At 46.6% G+C, this 17,125-nt stretch carries 11 protein-coding genes; 4 read left to right on the forward strand and 7 right to left on the reverse strand.

The features are described from left to right. Positions 1 to 8 precede the first annotated feature (8 nt). Positions 9 to 3,368 carry a VCBS repeat-containing protein gene (locus FEN17_RS19995; RefSeq protein WP_229208913.1) on the forward strand — a complete coding sequence of 1,120 codons (3,360 nt, stop codon included), beginning with the start codon at positions 9 to 11 and terminating at the stop codon, positions 3,366 to 3,368. On the opposite strand, the gene FEN17_RS20000 is transcribed toward FEN17_RS19995, so the two are convergent. The 5 genes from FEN17_RS20000 to FEN17_RS20020 all read right to left on the reverse strand — a co-directional run bounded on the left by FEN17_RS20000 (position 3,369) and on the right by FEN17_RS20020 (position 11,860). Beyond that, a complete protein-coding gene (locus tag FEN17_RS20000; RefSeq protein WP_138367165.1) occupies positions 3,369 to 5,759 on the reverse strand; it encodes a TonB-dependent receptor in 2,391 nt (796 codons plus the stop codon). It abuts the gene before it with no gap. 41 nt (positions 5,760 to 5,800) lie between these two features. Beyond that, positions 5,801 to 7,012, reverse strand: coding sequence for a DUF4249 domain-containing protein (locus FEN17_RS20005; protein WP_138367166.1), 1,212 nt, complete (start codon positions 7,010 to 7,012; stop codon positions 5,801 to 5,803). A 3-nt stretch (positions 7,013 to 7,015) separates the two neighbouring features. Continuing rightward, positions 7,016 to 9,760: a TIM-barrel domain-containing protein gene (locus FEN17_RS20010; protein ID WP_138367167.1), complete on the reverse strand. Its 2,745-nt coding sequence runs from the start codon at positions 9,758 to 9,760 to the stop codon at positions 7,016 to 7,018. 116 nt (positions 9,761 to 9,876) lie between these two features. Continuing rightward, a complete protein-coding gene (locus FEN17_RS20015) occupies positions 9,877 to 11,007 on the reverse strand; it encodes a hypothetical protein (protein WP_138367168.1) in 1,131 nt (376 codons plus the stop codon). Between the two features lie 64 nt (positions 11,008 to 11,071). Beyond that, positions 11,072 to 11,860, reverse strand: coding sequence for an SDR family oxidoreductase (locus tag FEN17_RS20020; RefSeq protein WP_138367169.1), 789 nt, complete (start codon positions 11,858 to 11,860; stop codon positions 11,072 to 11,074). 132 nt (positions 11,861 to 11,992) lie between these two features. Here FEN17_RS20020 and purH point away from each other — a divergent pair, with 132 nt between their 5' ends. The 3 genes from purH to FEN17_RS20035 all read left to right on the forward strand — a co-directional run bounded on the left by purH (position 11,993) and on the right by FEN17_RS20035 (position 16,190). After that, positions 11,993 to 13,528, forward strand: a complete 1,536-nt coding sequence (purH, locus tag FEN17_RS20025; RefSeq protein WP_138367170.1) for a bifunctional phosphoribosylaminoimidazolecarboxamide formyltransferase/IMP cyclohydrolase — start codon at positions 11,993 to 11,995, stop codon at positions 13,526 to 13,528. A gap of 94 nt (positions 13,529 to 13,622) precedes the next feature. After that, the gene (locus FEN17_RS20030) at positions 13,623 to 14,498 is read left to right on the forward strand and encodes a hypothetical protein (protein WP_138367171.1); all 876 of its coding nucleotides are present in this window, start codon (positions 13,623 to 13,625) and stop codon (positions 14,496 to 14,498) included. A 72-nt stretch (positions 14,499 to 14,570) separates the two neighbouring features. Then, positions 14,571 to 16,190 (forward strand): sodium:solute symporter family transporter, encoded by a 1,620-nt coding sequence (locus FEN17_RS20035; RefSeq protein WP_138367172.1) that lies wholly within the window; start codon positions 14,571 to 14,573, stop codon positions 16,188 to 16,190. A 64-nt stretch (positions 16,191 to 16,254) separates the two neighbouring features. Here FEN17_RS20035 and FEN17_RS20040 read toward each other — a convergent pair whose 3' ends face one another. Both FEN17_RS20040 and FEN17_RS20045 read right to left on the reverse strand, forming a co-directional pair. Then, complete coding sequence (locus FEN17_RS20040; protein ID WP_138367173.1) at positions 16,255 to 16,698, reverse strand: peptidylprolyl isomerase; 444 nt, start codon at positions 16,696 to 16,698, stop codon at positions 16,255 to 16,257. Positions 16,699 to 16,869: 171 nt separating this feature from the next. After that, positions 16,870 to 17,124 (reverse strand): hypothetical protein, encoded by a 255-nt coding sequence (locus FEN17_RS20045; protein ID WP_138367174.1) that lies wholly within the window; start codon positions 17,122 to 17,124, stop codon positions 16,870 to 16,872. Position 17,125: the final 1 nt, after the last annotated feature.

A 17,125-nucleotide genomic window follows, 5' to 3' on the forward strand; every position in this document is an offset into this window, starting at 1 on the left:
AAGAAATTTTGATCAAGTTCATTTCAACATATCTTAACCGACTGCTCAAACCGGTCTATTTTCTGCTCTTTTGCTGGATAGCCTTATCCTGCTCAAAGGAAAAAGAAGAGGCAAAGGATTACCAATTCGACCTGCTGACTTCCGAAAAAACCGGCCTGGATTTCTCCAACACATTGAAACCCACCAAGGATTTCAACATTTTCTACTACATGTATTTTTACAATGGTGGCGGTGTCGGAGCGGGTGATTTGAACAACGATGGGCTGATCGACCTTTGCTTCACGGCCAATCAGGAAGCCAACCGGATTTATCTGAATAAATCGGGACTGAAATTCGAAGATGTGACTGAAAAAGCCAATTTCAAAGGCGATAAAGGCTGGTCAAACGGGGTGTCGATCGTTGACATCAACCAGGATGGGATGCTTGACATTTACATCAGTCAGGTCGGAAACTTCGAGTCGATGAAAGGGCATAACCTCCTATATGTCTGCCAGGAAATTACAAAAGAAGGTATTCCGGTTTATGCGGAGAAATCGAAGGAATATGGGCTCGATCTGGTTGTTTTTGGTACACAGGCCTTGTTTTTTGATTTTGACCTGGATGGCGATCTTGATATGTTTCAGCTCAATCACTCGGTTCATCAAAACGGGACATTCGGCCGGCGCGCACTTTTTGATAACACTTATCATCCGTTGGCTGGCGACAAATTATTCAGAAATGACAATGGTAAGTTCGTCGAAATCACTAAAACCGCGGGTATTCACAGCTCGGCGCTGGGTTACGGACTTGGACTTGGGGTAGGAGATATCAACTTCGACGGCTATCCGGATATGTACATTGGAAATGATTTCCACGAGAATGATTACCTGTACATGAACCAGCAAAACGGGCGGTTTGCGGATATGACGGACTCTTCGCTGATGCACACCAGCCAATTTTCCATGGGTGTGGACATTGGCGACCTGAACAATGATATTTTCCCCGAAATCGTATCGCTGGATATGCTGCCTTCGGATTATGAGATTTTGAAAAAGTCTGAGGGTGAGGATGTTTACAGCATTTTTAAATACAAAATCAGGCAGGGTTACAACTACCAGTTTGCCCGGAACAACCTGCAATACAACAACGGAAACGGCACTTTCAGTGAGATCGGGATGTATGCCGGGATCCATGCAACCGACTGGTCGTGGGCGGCTTTGTTTTCCGATTTTGATAATGATGGATTGAAGGACCTTTTCATTTCCAATGGTATTCCGAAGCGGATGAATGATACGGATTACATCAAATTTGTGTCCGATGATGTGGTGCAGGAAAAGATCAGGAATAAGAATTTCGACGAAAATGATCCGGGGCTGGCTGATAAGTTGCCCGAAATCAAGCTGCTGAACCGCTTTTTTGGGAACCAGGGAAATCTGGCATTCAAGGATTTGGCGTCGCAGGTGCGGAATGATCAGGTATCCTACTCAAATGGTTCGGTTTATGCTGATCTGGACAATGATGGTGACCTCGACATTGTGACCAATAACATCAATGAAAAGGCATTTGTCTACGAAAACCTGAGCGAGAAAAAGGCGGCAAAAAGTGATTTTACAAGATTATATCTCAAAGGCGCGAAAGGAAATTTGAATGCGATCGGCACAAAATGCCTGGTTTTCAAAAAGGATAAGACATTGACTTTTGAAAAATTCCCTGTCCGCGGTTTTCAGTCGAGCATGGAAACGCCGCTGAATGTGGGTTTTGGAAAAAAGCCTGAGGTGGATTCCATGCTGATCATTTGGCCGGATAATCATTTTCAGGTTTTGAAAAACGCAGATTTAAAAGATTCACTATCAATTACCTATAAATCTGGGCTGCCGGTATTTAACTATCAGAAATTCAAAGAAGCCAGGCAGAGCAAGACATATTCTTACGAAGATATCGCCGCCAAGTTGGGCGTAGATGTGCCTCACGTCGAGAATAATTTTATAGAATTTGACCGTAACTCGCTCATTCCCTTTGAAGTAACCGCCGACGGTCCTGCGCTGGCAGTTGCTGACATCAACCACGATGGTTTGGAGGATATGTATGTGGGATCTTCCAAAAAATTCCGCAGCCATTTATTTCTTCAAAACGCAGCCGGGAAATTCAAAGAATCTATTCAACCTGCTTTGGTTCAGGATAGTACCTACGAAGAAATCGATGCGCAGTGGGTGGATGTAAACAAAGATGGCCACGCCGATCTGGTAGTGGCAACAGGCGGAAACGAGTACAGCGGCAACTCGGAATTCCGTATGCCACGGGTTTATCTGAATGATGGAAAAGGTAACCTGACGGTCAAATCTGACGCTTTTTCAAATGTATATGTGACGGCCTCCTGCGTAGTGCCTTTTGATTTTACGGGCGACGGTATTGTGGATTTGTTCATCGGCGGCCGGGCGGTGCCGCTCAATTACGGTGAAGTTCCCAGATCTTATTTATTAAAAAATGACGGTACCGGCAAGTTTACAGACGTCACGCCGCAATACGCCCAAGAGCTGCAAAACATTGGGTATGTGAAGAATGCGAAACTGGCCGACCTGAATAAAGATGGCGACCAGGATTTGGTGCTGGCGCTGGAATGGGACGGGATTTGCGTCATGCAAAATGATGGCAAAAGTTTCTCCAGGAAAATGCTGACGGACAAAAAAGGCTGGTGGAATTTCGTGATGCCGTACGATTTTGATGGCGACGGCGACCTGGATATTCTGGCCGGAAACCTGGGTTTGAACAGTCGCCTGAAAGCCAGCAGCGAGCAGCCGGTGAATATGTATATCAATGATTATGACGGAAATGGGCGCAAGGAACCGCTTTTGAATTATTACCTCAATGGTAAGGAAGTGCTTTTTCCTACGAAGCTTGAATTGGAAAAGCAGATTCCGATGATCCGCAAAAAGTACATTTACGCCACCCAGTTCGCCAAAGCCTCGACCGCCGACCTGGTAGGTGCAGAAAAGCTCAAAGATGCACAGGTTTTGTCTGCGAATTATTTCCAGAATGCAATCCTGGTCAATGACGGCAAAGGTAATTTTCAGCTGAAATCGCTGCCCTACAATGCGCAGTGGACGCCTTTTTACGACGCGCAAGTCATCGACGCAAATGGCGATAGGTTGCCCGACGTGCTCATGATGGGCAATTTTTATAATCCCAACATTCAAATGGGACGCTACGATGCAGATTTTGGTACGGTGCTGATCAACAGGGGTAACTGCGATTTTTCAGCAGAACCGATCCATGGTTTGCAGATAAAGGGCCAGGTGAAGAAGCTGCGGAACATTAAGCTGAAATCCGGCAATGCCATCGTCGCTGCCCGAAATGACGACAAGCTCGTCGTGATCAGCCGCAAAAAATAATCAGAAGGTGAAATTGTAGGCGATGGTAGCGATCGGCGCCGCGAAAATGTTGAGCTTATAGCTTTTCGTGACCTTATTTTCAGTCTTGAAAAACACCGAATAAGCATTCTTCCGCGCGTACACATTGTACACCGAAAACGTCCAGTGCCCCTGCCAGCGGCGGTTTTTCATGCTCGGATTGTAAATGTTCCAGGCAAAATCGAGGCGGTGATAGTCTGGAATGCGCTTGTTGTTTCGCTTGTCGTAAAATGGATAAACATTATTCTGGTAATTGATAAAACCGATCGGCTCGGTGTAAGGTCTGCCGGTGCTGTATGCGAATGTGAATCCGAACGAATTGTGCTTGTCGACCGTAATGTCCAGCGAGGCATTGAAACTGTGAGGCTTATCGTAATTTGCTGGGTACCAATTGCCGCGGTTCACCAGCTCGATCAGTGCCGCGCCTTTATCCACAATGTTCAGCGAGCGGGCATAAGTATAGTTGGCCCAGCCTTTTGTGTTTCCCTTTTTCTTCGAAACCATCAATTCCACCCCGTAAGACTTGTTCCGACCCTGGATCAGCTGCGTTTCCGGGAAGCGCTGTAAGAGAAAATCCGCGCCGGGCTTGTAGTCGATAATGTTGTTGGCGAGCCGGTAATAACCTTCGAGCGAAACTTCATAAATGTCTTCCGAAAATGATTGGTAAAAGCCAGCCGTAAACAAATTACTGATCTGCGGCTTGATATGCGTATCGCTCGTTTTCCATCGCGAAGTCGGGATCGGCGTGGCGGTATTTGAAACCACCTGGATGTACTGGCGCATCAGGTTATAGCCGAATTTCAGCGAAATATGATCAGTCAGAGCATAGCGCAGCCCTAGCCGCGGCTCAAAACCACCGTAACTTTTTGCAATTTTACCCCTTGAAAATGCGGTTGAATCCGTTACAGAAAACTCATCCCGCGGCTGCCCGGGCAGGTAATCCCGCACGATAGACGGCCCCACGGACATAAAATAGGAGTAGCGCAAGCCGAAAGACAAAGCCAGATTTTTGGAAAAATTGATCTCGTCATCCACGTACAGCGCCACCTCGTTGGCCTTTTCGGTAGGCGTCGCAATGAAGTTGACGCTTGGGCTTGCGCCTGGGTACAATGTTCCGGGCTTGATCACGTACTGCGTCGCCACAATCCCGGTCTCGAATTTATGGTCAGTCAGCTGGTAGTTAATGTTGGATTTAATCTGCCGCTGCTCGGTGGAGGCGCGCAGTTTCACCACATTACCCGTCGCCTTTTCAGCAGTGCCGATATCCGGGGAATATTTGGCGTAAACCGCTGTCGTTTGCAGGTTTATTTTCGGTGAAATCACATGCAGCCAGCGCAGCATTGAGTTGGTAGTCACATGCTTATAGTAAGTATCAGTCCCGACTACATTCGGCAAATTCGTTAGCAGATCGGTTTTGAAATAATCGTCGCTGTAATAACCCATCCAGGTCAGCGTGTTTTTATCATTAATACGCCAGAAAGTTTTTGCAGAAAGCTCGCCAAAACGTGCCTTGATATTTTGCAGCTGTTTATCCAGTTTTGGTAAAATAAAATCGTTGAATGCGCCCCGGCCAGCCACATAAATGCCCAGTTTCCCTTTAATGATCGGTGCGTCGAGCAGCAGGCGATTGGAGATCAGACTAATGCCGCCAGCCATTTTAAACTTATCCAGATTCGGGTTTTTGGTAGAAATATCCAGCACAGATGCGACCCTCCCGCCAAAACGCGCTGGAACATTACCTTTATATAGATCCAGATTATTGACCGTATTCGGTGGGATCACCGAAAAAAGCCCGAACATGTGCGTCGGGTTGAAAATCGGCGTATCGTCGAGCAGGATCAATGTCTGATCCGTGGTACCGCCGCGAATGTTGACACCATTTGAAGCTTCTCCCACGCTCGAAACGCCCGGCAGCATTTGCAAGCTTCGCAAAATATCCAACTCCCCGAAAGCCGAGGGCAGTTTTTCCAAAGTTTTAATGTTGATCTGCAGAGAACCAAGGATCGGCTGGCGGATTGTCTGGTCGAAACCCTTGCTGGTAATGATCACCTCCTCCAATTGGCTCGAAGTAGTTGTCATCAAAATATCAAAATTCACCTTCCTCGTACCAGCCTTGATAAACGCCCGAAACGACTCATACCCCACATGCCGGATCACCAGCACATGGTCTTCATCCGATAATTCCATGCTGAAATTGCCCTTCTCATCCACCTTCGCCGCAGACCAGTTCCGCCGGTAATCCACCACGATTGAAGCCCCTGGCAGCGGAGCCAAAGTAGCCGAATCCTTCACAGAACCGGTTATAGTCAGCCCCTGCGCAATTCCGTGGAGCGTCGCAAGAAGCAGTATTAGTAAAAAGTATAGTTTTTTCATTCGTGGTTATTCGCGGTCCGCCGCGCGGTGCATTCGTGGCATCACTGACTCCACTTCCAATCTTTTGGTAAAAACGGTGTCCGTGCGCGGCTCTTTTTACAAATCGCCAGCGGAACAAAAGGCCGCTCGTTCGACCGCTCTTCCAGAATGGGGTCCCGGTTATGAATGGTTTTGAAAAGCTGGTTCAGTACTGCCGCATTTTTAATGTTCTTCCGCCAAAGCATCGTCCGGTACTCCGAAACCGATGAAGCCGTAAAAAACCCGATTACCAGCTCATTTTTATCCTCCACATTGGTCACATTTCCCTGGATCGGCGCGGGCGGCGTATCAGCCAGCGTTCCGGAGTTAACCGCCTGGTCTTGTATGAGTTTCAAAAATCGATAAGCATTGGGTGTCAAAGAATTTTGCTGCAAACTGATCAGGCAGGGGTTCGATTGCAGCAGCGGGATCTGCGCCACCAGCTTGTCTTTCTGGCTCTGACCATTGGTATAAGTATCCGCGAAAATGTTGATATCGGTACTATAAAAAATATCCCAGCAGAGGTCCTCGCAGATATAGTCAAAAATGTTGTTCGGCTTCAATGTCAGGTCTTTGAAACAATCACCATCGGTGCCGTTTTCGGTATCAAAAAGATAATACTTTCCCTGGTTACACGTCTGGCAGGTCTTCTGGATTTCCCACAATGTCCACTGCCAGCGGTAAAAGTTTTTCTCGCCGGCCGGATCATCAAAATCCAGGTAAATATCATTGCTGGGCGTGTAGTCGCCATAAAATTCCGACAACTTCGGAATGCCTTTTGGGTTGAAAGCATCATAAGCCCGGTTTACTTTCGCGACTGACAGCATGGTTTCGGAAGAAGATTCGTAGGATTTGCCTTCCGGCGTACTGAAATGGATTTGGTAAGCGTCGCCCACCTTCCCACGGAACGACAGCGGAAGCTGGTAAATGCCGGGATCGGTTTCGGTCAGGTCGAATGTCTGGGATCCGTTGACCACGATTTTTACCTTCGCGCTGGTCAGGGGCAAAGTCGATTGTCCCTTTGTCCAAATCGTCTGTGTGAACTCGGAGCTCTCATTTTTTGCATCCGGGTTGGTTCTCGCCAGGGTAATTATTTGCGGGCCGTCCAGGTCAGTCACCACGCCGTCCACGACAATGTACTCCTGGGCAGCCGCGAATTTCACGCTGAAAGGTTCCACACAAGCCGCGAGGCAAGTGAGCAGGATCGTAAAAATGATGGTAAGCCGGTGACTCATCGCTTATTCAATAATAACAGACCTCGTAGAAAATTTCCCATTGCCATTTTTCAATTTCAAAATATAACTTCCCCGCAGGTTTTTCACATTCAGCTTCATTTCCAGCTTTTTACCTTTTGTTTGAACCCCCAAATCCTGACTATACATGACCACACCTGACGTATTAAAGATTTCAATCGCATACCTCCCGGTTTCCGGAATTTCCGCATCCACATTCAAAGGCATTTCCGGCCGGTTTGGGTTGGGATATACTTTCAAAACATTGCCTTCAAAATGCGGCTCGACGCCAGTAATGACCGAAAGCCCGTCCCGCAAAATGGCTACCTGAGCAGTAGTTTTGCAATCCCAGTCAAACCGGATTTTCAGCTGGCGTGTCACATGATCATAAAAAGCAGTTTCATTTTTAAAATCGGTACTCAGGTACACGACGGTCAACGGCTTACCATTTAATGTGGCCGAAAGTGGGGGAGAAGTAAGGTTTTCGACTTCCAACATCAGATTTCTTTTCGCGAGAGACTGCGGGAAATCCTTTTTCCTCGCGATAGTCACATGCACGCTGTCCTCTGAAACCCGTCCGCTGAAATCGATCAGCTCGTATTTTTGATTTTTTAAAACATTCGGGTCGATACCATCGTCGTGGTACATCGTGAATGTGGACGCCGGCACGGAAACATCCTGGAAAAATTTTACAGCTAAGCTATCAGAAGTATAGTAATCAGTTGATTTTAAAGATGTTGAAGCGGACATTGGAATAAAACTCCCAGCTTTGGCGTAAACCGGAATGTTATCGACTGTCAGGTTTGGGAAAATATTGGTATTACCATTAAAAGGAACATTGGTCCAGAAATCAAACCATTTTCCAGCGGGCAAAACCACTTTTCGCGAAGGCATACCATGTAAAAGTACCGGCGCCACGAGGAGATTTTCTCCAAAGAAATACTGGTCGTTAATGTTGCCAAATGTTTTGTTGTCAGTAAAATAATCCATTGGGAGGCAAATCGGGCGACCGGAAATACTGTTTTTCCAGGCCAGCGAATAAATGTAGGGCAGCAGCTGGTACCGAATGTTGAGATATCTTTTGACCCCACTGTAAAATGGCTCCGAAAGAGTCACCGGCTCCACATTCTTCCTGTCGCCGTGCGCCCGCACGATGGGCGTAAATGTGCCGAACTGAAACCAGCGCAGGTCCAGCTCTTCATCTTTGTCCACTTTATCGGGCATCGTCGCAAAGCCGCCAATGTCCGAGTGCATATAAGCCAGCCCCGACATACCCGATTGCAGAATGATCGGAATTTGTAATCGTAATCCAGCCCAATATCTGGCCACGTCGCCACTCCACGGCAACACGCCAAACCGCTGCGCACCAGCCCAGCCCGAGCGCGTAAGGTTAAAAAGCCGCTGGTTTGGAAAGTCTTTTTGAAACTGATTATAAAGGTTTTTGGCCCAGAACAAAGGATACAAATTATGCACCTGCGCACCTGCGCCCAAAGTGTAGGCGGCATCTTTCGGATCGTAATCCGGCTCGATACGGTCTGTCCACCAACCAGAAATTCCCTGCGAAGTCAGGCGTTTATATTGCTGCCATAGCCAGTTTTGCGTAGCAGGCTTGAAAATGTCGAGCAAACCGGCGGTTCCGATCCCGAAATCCTGCGTGTAAGTGACATTCGTCCCTGGTCTTTTTGCAAAAAGCGAAAGCGATTCGGCAATCCGGAAATTGGGTGATAATGCGGTAATGTAGGGTTCCGAAATCAAGATCGTTTTCACTCCTTTGCTTTTCAGCTGACTTACCATATTACTTGCATTCGGCCAGTTCTTCGCATCCCAATTAAAATCCCCCATCGTCGACTGGTCACCGAACCAGTACAGATCAAGCGCGAGGGCGTCGAGCGGGAAGCCGCTATTTTGCAAATCGCTCACAGCCGATGTCGCCTCACTTTCATTTTTGTACCCGAATTTGGATTGAATGTAACCCAAAGCCCAGCGCGGCGGAAGCGGCTGCCGGCCCGTCAGCAGGGTATAATTTTCGAGGATTTCATCATTACTATCCCCATTAATAAGGTAATAAGCCCATTTCCCGGCACTGACCGATTCAACATTCAGTTTCGTAGAATCCAGCGCGCCCACATACATCCGGATCGAGCCGGGGAGGTTGCTGTCGAACAGAATGCCGTATTTGTGCGAGGAAACCAGGAAAGGCACATTGAAACTCTGAGCGAGGCCGGTGGCCTGGTCGTAGTAAGCGTACTCCCAGGTATTATAGAAATCAAACGCTTTTTTATTGAGGTCAGGCCCGAAAGGACGGCTGCCCGCGCCGTGGAAAACGTCTTTTGGATTAATATCAAATGTCAGACTGACTGAATCTTTCGTCTGCCTGAAAGCACCAACATCCCTGATCTTGACCTGATTACCAGATTTTAATGCAACAGAAAGCGGATTTTTATTGACTTCTAAAACACTATTTCCGAGTGCTATGGAAAGTGAAGTGCTGGTTTCCGAAACTTTATCAGGAATGTAAGTAGGTGCGAGAACCACCGTGTAGGAGCTATCAAGCGAGGTATTTTCGGAAAGAACGGTTTCGACCCGAAAAATATCCGGCGTGTAGGTTGTGATTTTCAGCGTACCCTTGCTGCCGCGTAAGAGAATGTCGTGCTGGTTTTTCTGAAAGCTAATAAAATTCCCTGCTCCCTGCCCAAAAGACACTACCGCATTCAGCACAAAAAACAAAACAACAAGGTATTTGTATATCATAAAACGAAATTCAGCCAAAGCCAGCCCTCCAAGCTAAATTTAAGCCAAATAAAACAAAATATCCTTGCTATTTTCTTATTTTTTGTAACCAGGAATGAATAGTTTTTGAAGTAATATCATAGTTTAAAAAGCAGTGAAGTTTCGGCTGAAAGCTGGCGAAAAAATTGGTCGTAACGATAGTCGAAGCTATTGTCAAATCTGCCAAAAACAGTTCCTTCCACAGGTGTGAGGTTTTGCTCTTTTTGATTGACAGGTCGCCTTAAGATTTTAGTAAATATGCCCTGTCCATACTTGCCAGATAAATTCACGACAATGCGGTCATTGATCTGATAACCGATACCTAAGCCACCATTGACGGATACTAAATAATCTTTCAGTTTTGAGTCCGAAGTGCGATAAATGAAAGATTCGCTGGGAGGACTTGTTTCAATAAATCTCGCGGAAGTAGTCGCGGTATTCTTTGTCATGATCATCAAACCGGGACCGGCAAATACGTATGCGCGAAACTTACTGTCCGGATTAAATGTATAATTTAAACTAAAATCGAAATGCGTGCTGCTAAATCCGTATGCGTTCAATTTGACTTTCGGATCAAATTTTTCAGGTATCAGTATAGAGGATTTTCCCTCTATTTTGTAAAAACCAATGTTGTCTACTAAGAAATCATCATGCGAAACTTTGTTCCAGAATATGTTTAAGCCGATGCTGATTTTTGGAAAAAGTACTGCGCTTCCCCTAATGCCATAATTGATTACATTTTTATCAAAATATCCGGTTTTTAGAAACCTAAAATCACTGTTTTGGGCATAAACAGAGACTTCTAATGCGGTTTGAATATTTGAAAACGCGATATAGGGTCCTATGTAAAAAGTAGTTTTAGCCTTGGCGGAATTTTGCTCTACAACGACTTGCACCGAACCTAGCTCACTATTTGCCTCCGTGACCAATTTGGCTAAATACTTATAATTATAGACAGGAGTCGACTTGGATTTCTGAGCATACCTCTGCATAAACTCGCTGCCAAAAATTAAGGGTAGCGCGCGTACAAAATGATCTCTTGTCAAGACTTTCAACGAATCATTTCTCTTAATATAATAGGTTTTTTCTTTCTGCTGCAATAAAAGACTGTAATCGCCCTGGATGAGGACAATTAGCGATTTATCATTTTTGGCGGTCTGAGCATTTACCTTTCCAGTAAGCTGGTTTAGAAATAACAAGAGAATTAACAGTGCAGAGATTTTTCTCATATATGAAAAGGTTTTAAGCATAATAAGGTGTGACCTGTTTTATACTTATCTCTGATTCATTTAATTACATACTCTCGGTCTTCCCGCCATCTACTGGCAAATTCACGCCATTAATACTCCCGGCAGCCGGGCTGCACAGGAATGCAACTGCCGCTGCGGTTTCTTCGGGTAATGTGAATCTTCTGATCGGGATGCTTTCTTTCATTTGATTGGCTACTTCCTCGGGCGATTTGCCGGACGATTGACTGCGCATTTGCAAAACTGCATCGAGGCGCGAGGTTTCGGTAAAGCCGGGAAGTACATTGTTGCAGGTAATGCCATACTGCCCGAGTTCGAGGGATAATGTTTTGGACCAGCTTGCCACTGCGCCGCGGATGGTGTTGGAAACGCCCAGCCCGACGATCGGCTGCTTCACGGAAGTGCTGATAATGTTCACGATACGACCATAACCTGCCTTTTTCATGCTCGGCACGACTGCCTGTGCAAGAAACTGATTGTTGATCAAATGCATCTGAAAAGTTCTCAGAAACTGATCGGTATCCGCTTCAATGATCGGTCCGCCGGAGGGGCCGCCGGTGTTATTGACCAAAATATGGACATCAGGACACAGCCGCAGGTAATTGTCGATGGCGTCTTTAACTTGTTGATGCTCAGAAAAATCAGCTACCACATACCGGTGCAGCTGACCCGCCGACTGGTCTAATGTTTCGACGGCTTTACGTAATTTTTCTTCGTTTCTGGCGACGAGTGTAACATTGGCGCCCAGCAAGGCAAGTTCGGCGGCGGTGGCAAGTCCGATTCCCTGGGTGCTTCCGCAAACCAGTGCTGTTTTTCCGGTCAGGTCGAGGTTCATAGGCTGTATTTTAAGCGTTTTGAGTTCAAACTTCGTACTTTTTTAGGCTATCTTTGCGGTTTATTTTTTCAAAAAGCAGAGGGGAATCCTACGCTGGTCCCCGGTTTCAAATCTTTCAGTTAACGTTGCAAAATGTCTAAAAAAATTCAATCCGCGCTCATTTCTGTATACTATAAAGACGGACTTGAACCGCTGGTCCGCCTGCTGCACAGCGAGGGCGTAAAGCTGTATTCTACCGGCGGCACGCAGACTTTTATCGAAAACCTCAACATTCCGGTGACCGCAGCCGAGGAACTGACTGGTTATCCGTCGATTTTCGGAGGTCGCGTAAAAACATTGCACCCGGCGATTATGGGCGGCATTTTGTACCGCCGCGACGATGCCGGCGATGTTGCCCAGGCTCAGCAATATAATATCCCTGCCATCGATATGGTGGTCGTGGATCTTTATCCTTTCGAAGAAACTTTGGCTTCTGGCGCAAGCGAGGAAGATATTATTGAAAAAATAGACATTGGCGGTATTTCGCTCATCCGCGCGACGGCCAAGAATTTCCAGGATACATTAATCGTTTCGTCCCGCGACCAATATGCGGAAGTAGTGGAGTTGCTGACCGCCAAAGCCGGCTCAACGGATTTGGAAGACCGCCGGTTTTATGCAGGTCTCGCATTTTCGGTTTCGTCACATTACGATGGCGCGATCAACCGCTTTTTTGTTTCAGGAAAAGAAAAAACAGAAAAAGACCTGTTCGACTTTACCAGCCTGGATTCGCAAACATTGCGCTACGGCGAAAACCCGCACCAGAATGCCACTTACTTCGGCGATCTGGAAGGGATTTTTGATAAACTGCATGGTAAAGAATTATCTTATAACAACCTCGTGGATGTTGACGCCTGCGTGAACCTGATCGACGAGTTTTCAGAAAGCGCCCCGACATTTGCGATTATCAAACATACCAATGCCTGCGGGATTGCTACTGCGGCTACGGCCAAAGAAGCTTACGACAATGCTTTGGCCTGCGACCCGGTTTCGGCTTTCGGCGGGGTTGTGATCACCAATACAAAAGTGGATCTGGCGACGGCCGAGGAATTGAACAAATTGTTCATGGAAATCCTGATCGCGCCGGAGTACGACGAGGATGCATTACAGCTTTTGAAATCGAAGAAAAACCGTATCCTGCTGAAACGCAATGCGGTGGATCTGCCACAGGTGATGTTCAAAACCATTTTGAATGGTGTTTTGGTGCAGGATAAAGATCTGTCGACGGAAGTTTCGTCCCAATTCACGACGGTGACTGAAAAGGCGCCGACTGAAAATGAGCTCACTGCGCTGGAATTTGCATTGAAAGTTTGCAAGCATACCAAATCGAATACCATTGTTCTGGCCAAAGAAAACCAGTTGCTGGCTAGCGGTACCGGACAAACTTCCCGCGTAGACGCATTACGCCAGGCGATCGATAAAGCCAAAGCATTTGGTTTTGATTTAAATGGTGCCGTGATGGCTTCCGACGCATTTTTCCCGTTCCCTGACTGCGTCGAAATCGCGAAAGAGGCGGGGATCACCGCAGTTGTGCAGCCAGGCGGCTCGATCCGTGATAAAGATTCGATTGAATATTGCAATGCGAATGGGGTAGCAATGGTGACTACTGGTGTTCGTCATTTTAAACATTAAGGTTAATGCCACGAATACACCGCGCGGCGGACCGTGAATAAACCACGAATACATTCGTGTCCATTCGTGTATTCGTGGCTAAAAAAAGTACCGAGTGAAAAATCATAATCCAGTCAAAAACTCATTTTCCAGATTCGGGAAATACCTTTTGATTGGATTTTTTGTTTTGCTAGCCAGCGTCTTTATCCTCTACCCGCAAATCGTCTACTGCGAGCTGATCCGCTTTTCCAGCTTCCAGTCTTCTTCCAATAAAATATTTTACAGCCCCAGCATTCAACCAAAACATTATAAAACTCTCCAAACCCTCATTTCAAAATCCGAAGCCCGGATCGATTCCTTTTACTCAGGCAAAAAATCACAGCCTACCATCATTATTTGCAGCAATCCGCAGGAATACCAGCGTTATTGCAGCAGCACCGAAGGCGCAGGATGCAGCCTCGGCACTCCCTGGGGCCAATCTTTTGTCATTTTAGATGCGCAAAGTATAGACGTCGACGTGATCAGTCACGAAATGAGCCACACCGAATTGCTGGCGCGGCTCGGCTGGTGGAAAATTACCACCCAAATGCCGCAATGGTTCAACGAGGGCTTGGCGCTCATGCTCGACCGCCGGTTTGTCAACAACCCTGATCCGGCCGGCCGCTACCTCGATTATATGGACGAGTGGCAGTACTACACCGGCGGTGGCCAGGAAATTCTGGAGTTAAAGGATATTACTTCTATCAAAGGATTTTTTAGTGGTAGCCAGAAGTATGTGATGCTGGCCTATATGTCGTCGGGGATGGAGGTCTCGTACTGGCTGGCGCTTTCGGAAGAGAAAGGTGTGGCAAGCCTGATCAAAAATATGAATGCGGGAAAAAAATTTAAAGAAGCCTACAAACAAGCCGAGCAGAAGCAGGCGATCAGTTATTATAGAAAATTACCATCAAATCCGCTTAGAATTCTAGTTCGGGAAGGTGTGGCAGAGTAAAGCCGGACGTATATTTGCTTGTAGAAGGTAAAAGTGCCGAACCTCATCCATTCATCTATTTTATAATTTGAAATGCAGCAGTTACAAACCCTGGATTACATCGTTTTCTTTTTCTATTTCATTGTTGTTTCAAGTTACGGGTACTGGATTTATCAGCGAAAAAAGTCGAAAGTTGAGTCTACCAAAGACTTCTTTCTGGCAGAAGGTTCACTGACCTGGTGGGCGATCGGCGCATCTTTGATCGCGTCAAACATTTCGGCGGAACAATTCATCGGAATGTCCGGAAACGGGTTTTCGATGGGTTTGGGGATTTCGACATACGAATGGATGGCGGCAGCGACTTTGGTGATCGTGGCCGTTTTTTTTATGCCGATTTATCTCAAAAACAAAATCTACACCATGCCTCAATTCCTCAGCCAGCGGTACAATCCGACGGTGAGCTTGATCATGGCGGTTTTCTGGCTGGCATTGTACATTCTTGTCAATCTTACATCAATTCTTTACCTCGGCGCCCTGGCGGTTTCGGGTATTTCGGGACTGAATTTCCAGTTTTGCATGATCGCGCTCGCAGTCTTTGCTATCATTATTACAATTGGCGGGATGAAGGTAATCGGGTTTACGGACGTAATTCAGGTGTTCTTCCTGGTAATCGGCGGTTTGGCAACAACTTACCTGGCAATCAACCTGGTATCCGATAGTGCCGGAATGGAAGGGATTGCAAATGGCATTAAAATGATGCAATCCAATCACGACGACCATTTTCACATGATTTTTCCGAAAACCAGTCCGTTTTATATGCAGTTGCCTGGACTTACCGTGCTGCTCGGCGGGATGTGGATCGTGAACCTGAACTACTGGGGCTGTAACCAATACATTACCCAGCGCGCCTTGGGAGCGGATTTGAAAACCGCCAGAAATGGTATCCTTTTCGCCGCATTTTTAAAGTTGTTAATGCCGGTAATCGTGGTTTTGCCGGGTATTGCGGCTTACGCATTGTATAGCAAAGGAATGTTCCAGGCCGAAATGTTGGGCGAAGATGGCGTGATCAATGCAGATAAAGCTTATCCGGTTTTGCTCAATTTACTTCCTGCGGGTTTGAAAGGACTTTCATTTGCAGCATTAACCGCGGCGGTAGTAGCATCGCTGGCAGGTAAAGCAAACAGTATCTCGACCATTTTTACACTCGATATTTTTAAAAATTATATTGGTAAAAACTCCGACGAAAAGTCACTGGTACGCATAGGCCGGATCGTGGTGGTAGTTTCAATGATCCTCGCGATTTTGGTTTCTCCTTATATGGGCATCGATAAAAAAGGAGGTTTTCAGTTTATTCAGGAAATGACAGGTTTGTTATCGCCGGGTATCTTCGCGTCCTTCATCATGGGCTTTTTCTGGAAACGTACCAATTCTGCGGGCGCATTATTTGCAATTGTCGGCGGCTTCCTGATCGCTCTCGCGATGCACAACAACTTCTTCCCATTTGCCGACTGGACGCAGGTTCCGTTCCTGGACCGGATGGGGTTGGTATTCGTGATCTGCGTGGTGGTTATGTTTATCCTCGGACTGGTGTTGCCCGATGAGAAAAAAGGTCTGGCAATCGATGCGTCAATGTTTATGCCGCACAAGAGCTTTGTGATCGGGGCCGTAGTGGTACTCGCAATCATTACATTTTTGTACGGACGTTTCTGGTAAAAACCGGCATGTTAAGTCATAAAAAAAGGCCCGATGAGGGCCTTTTTTGTTGGATTGAAGCGGATTAAGCTTCTTCCTCAATGATCGTAATTTTCTGAATTTTATCTCCCTGACGGATCAGATCCACGGTATCAACACCTTCAACAACCTTGCCGAAACAAGTATGGTTGCCGTCCAAATGTGCCGTGTTTTTGCGGCTGTGGCAGATAAAGAACTGAGAACCACCAGTATCGCGACCTGCGTGCGCCATTGAAAGTACGCCACGGTCGTGGTATTGGTTGCCGCCGTTTAATTCACATTTAATTTTGTAACCCGGACCGCCACGGCCAGTTCCGGTAGGATCGCCGCCCTGGATCATGAAATCAGGGATGACGCGGTGGAATATCAATCCGTCGTAAAATCCTTTTTTAGAAAGGTCAACAAAGTTTTTCACTGTGCCGGGCGCGTCTTCATCGTAGAATTCGATGAGCATGGTGCCCTTATCGGTGATCATTTCGGCTTTTGTCATTGTAAAACGAGTAGTTGGTAAAATGTTAGGCTGCTTCAACGTGGAATCAGCTTGTTATGAAACACAAAAAAAATGATAATGTTCAATTTCAGGTGAAAGTACGAAATTGCTTGAAGATTGATTGGCGTGGGTATGTGTAGAGGAACATTGAGTGTTTAGAAATCAGGAATGTCAGGCTTGCGCGCCTTCCATGGTGTGTTCAACGCGCTGGACGAAAAACATTAACTCCCTGAAAGTCAGAAAAATGTCGGCTCGTCTTGCATTGTAGCCACAATCATGGTCGAAGTACGTGAAGCCGCTGTAAATTTCCCAGAGATGTTCCTTCATTTCTGTCGGATTCCCCTCTTTGAGCATTTCCTTGACGACCCGCCCCAAAGCCAGACAAATCGCATCATCGGACTCGGGATTTTGTGGTTGGTTGTTCATT

The organism is Dyadobacter luticola, from assembly GCF_005860805.1.
Taxonomy (GTDB): domain Bacteria; phylum Bacteroidota; class Bacteroidia; order Cytophagales; family Spirosomataceae; genus Dyadobacter; species Dyadobacter luticola.

What these genes read in the sequence shown, in the direction of transcription:
- FEN17_RS20040 (WP_138367173.1), bottom strand. Translation starts at nt 16,698, where the DNA reads ATGACAAAAGCCGAAATGATCACCGATAAGGGCACCATGCTCATCGAA.
- FEN17_RS20045 (WP_138367174.1), bottom strand. Translation starts at nt 17,124, where the DNA reads ATGAACAACCAACCACAAAATCCCGAGTCCGATGATGCGATTTGTCTG.
- FEN17_RS20020 (WP_138367169.1), bottom strand. Translation starts at nt 11,860, where the DNA reads ATGAACCTCGACCTGACCGGAAAAACAGCACTGGTTTGCGGAAGCACC.
- purH (WP_138367170.1), top strand. Translation starts at nt 11,993, where the DNA reads ATGTCTAAAAAAATTCAATCCGCGCTCATTTCTGTATACTATAAAGAC.
- FEN17_RS20000 (WP_138367165.1), bottom strand. Translation starts at nt 5,759, where the DNA reads ATGAAAAAACTATACTTTTTACTAATACTGCTTCTTGCGACGCTCCAC.
- FEN17_RS20015 (WP_138367168.1), bottom strand. Translation starts at nt 11,007, where the DNA reads ATGAGAAAAATCTCTGCACTGTTAATTCTCTTGTTATTTCTAAACCAG.
- FEN17_RS20010 (WP_138367167.1), bottom strand. Translation starts at nt 9,760, where the DNA reads ATGATATACAAATACCTTGTTGTTTTGTTTTTTGTGCTGAATGCGGTA.
- FEN17_RS20005 (WP_138367166.1), bottom strand. Translation starts at nt 7,012, where the DNA reads ATGAGTCACCGGCTTACCATCATTTTTACGATCCTGCTCACTTGCCTC.
- FEN17_RS20035 (WP_138367172.1), top strand. Translation starts at nt 14,571, where the DNA reads ATGCAGCAGTTACAAACCCTGGATTACATCGTTTTCTTTTTCTATTTC.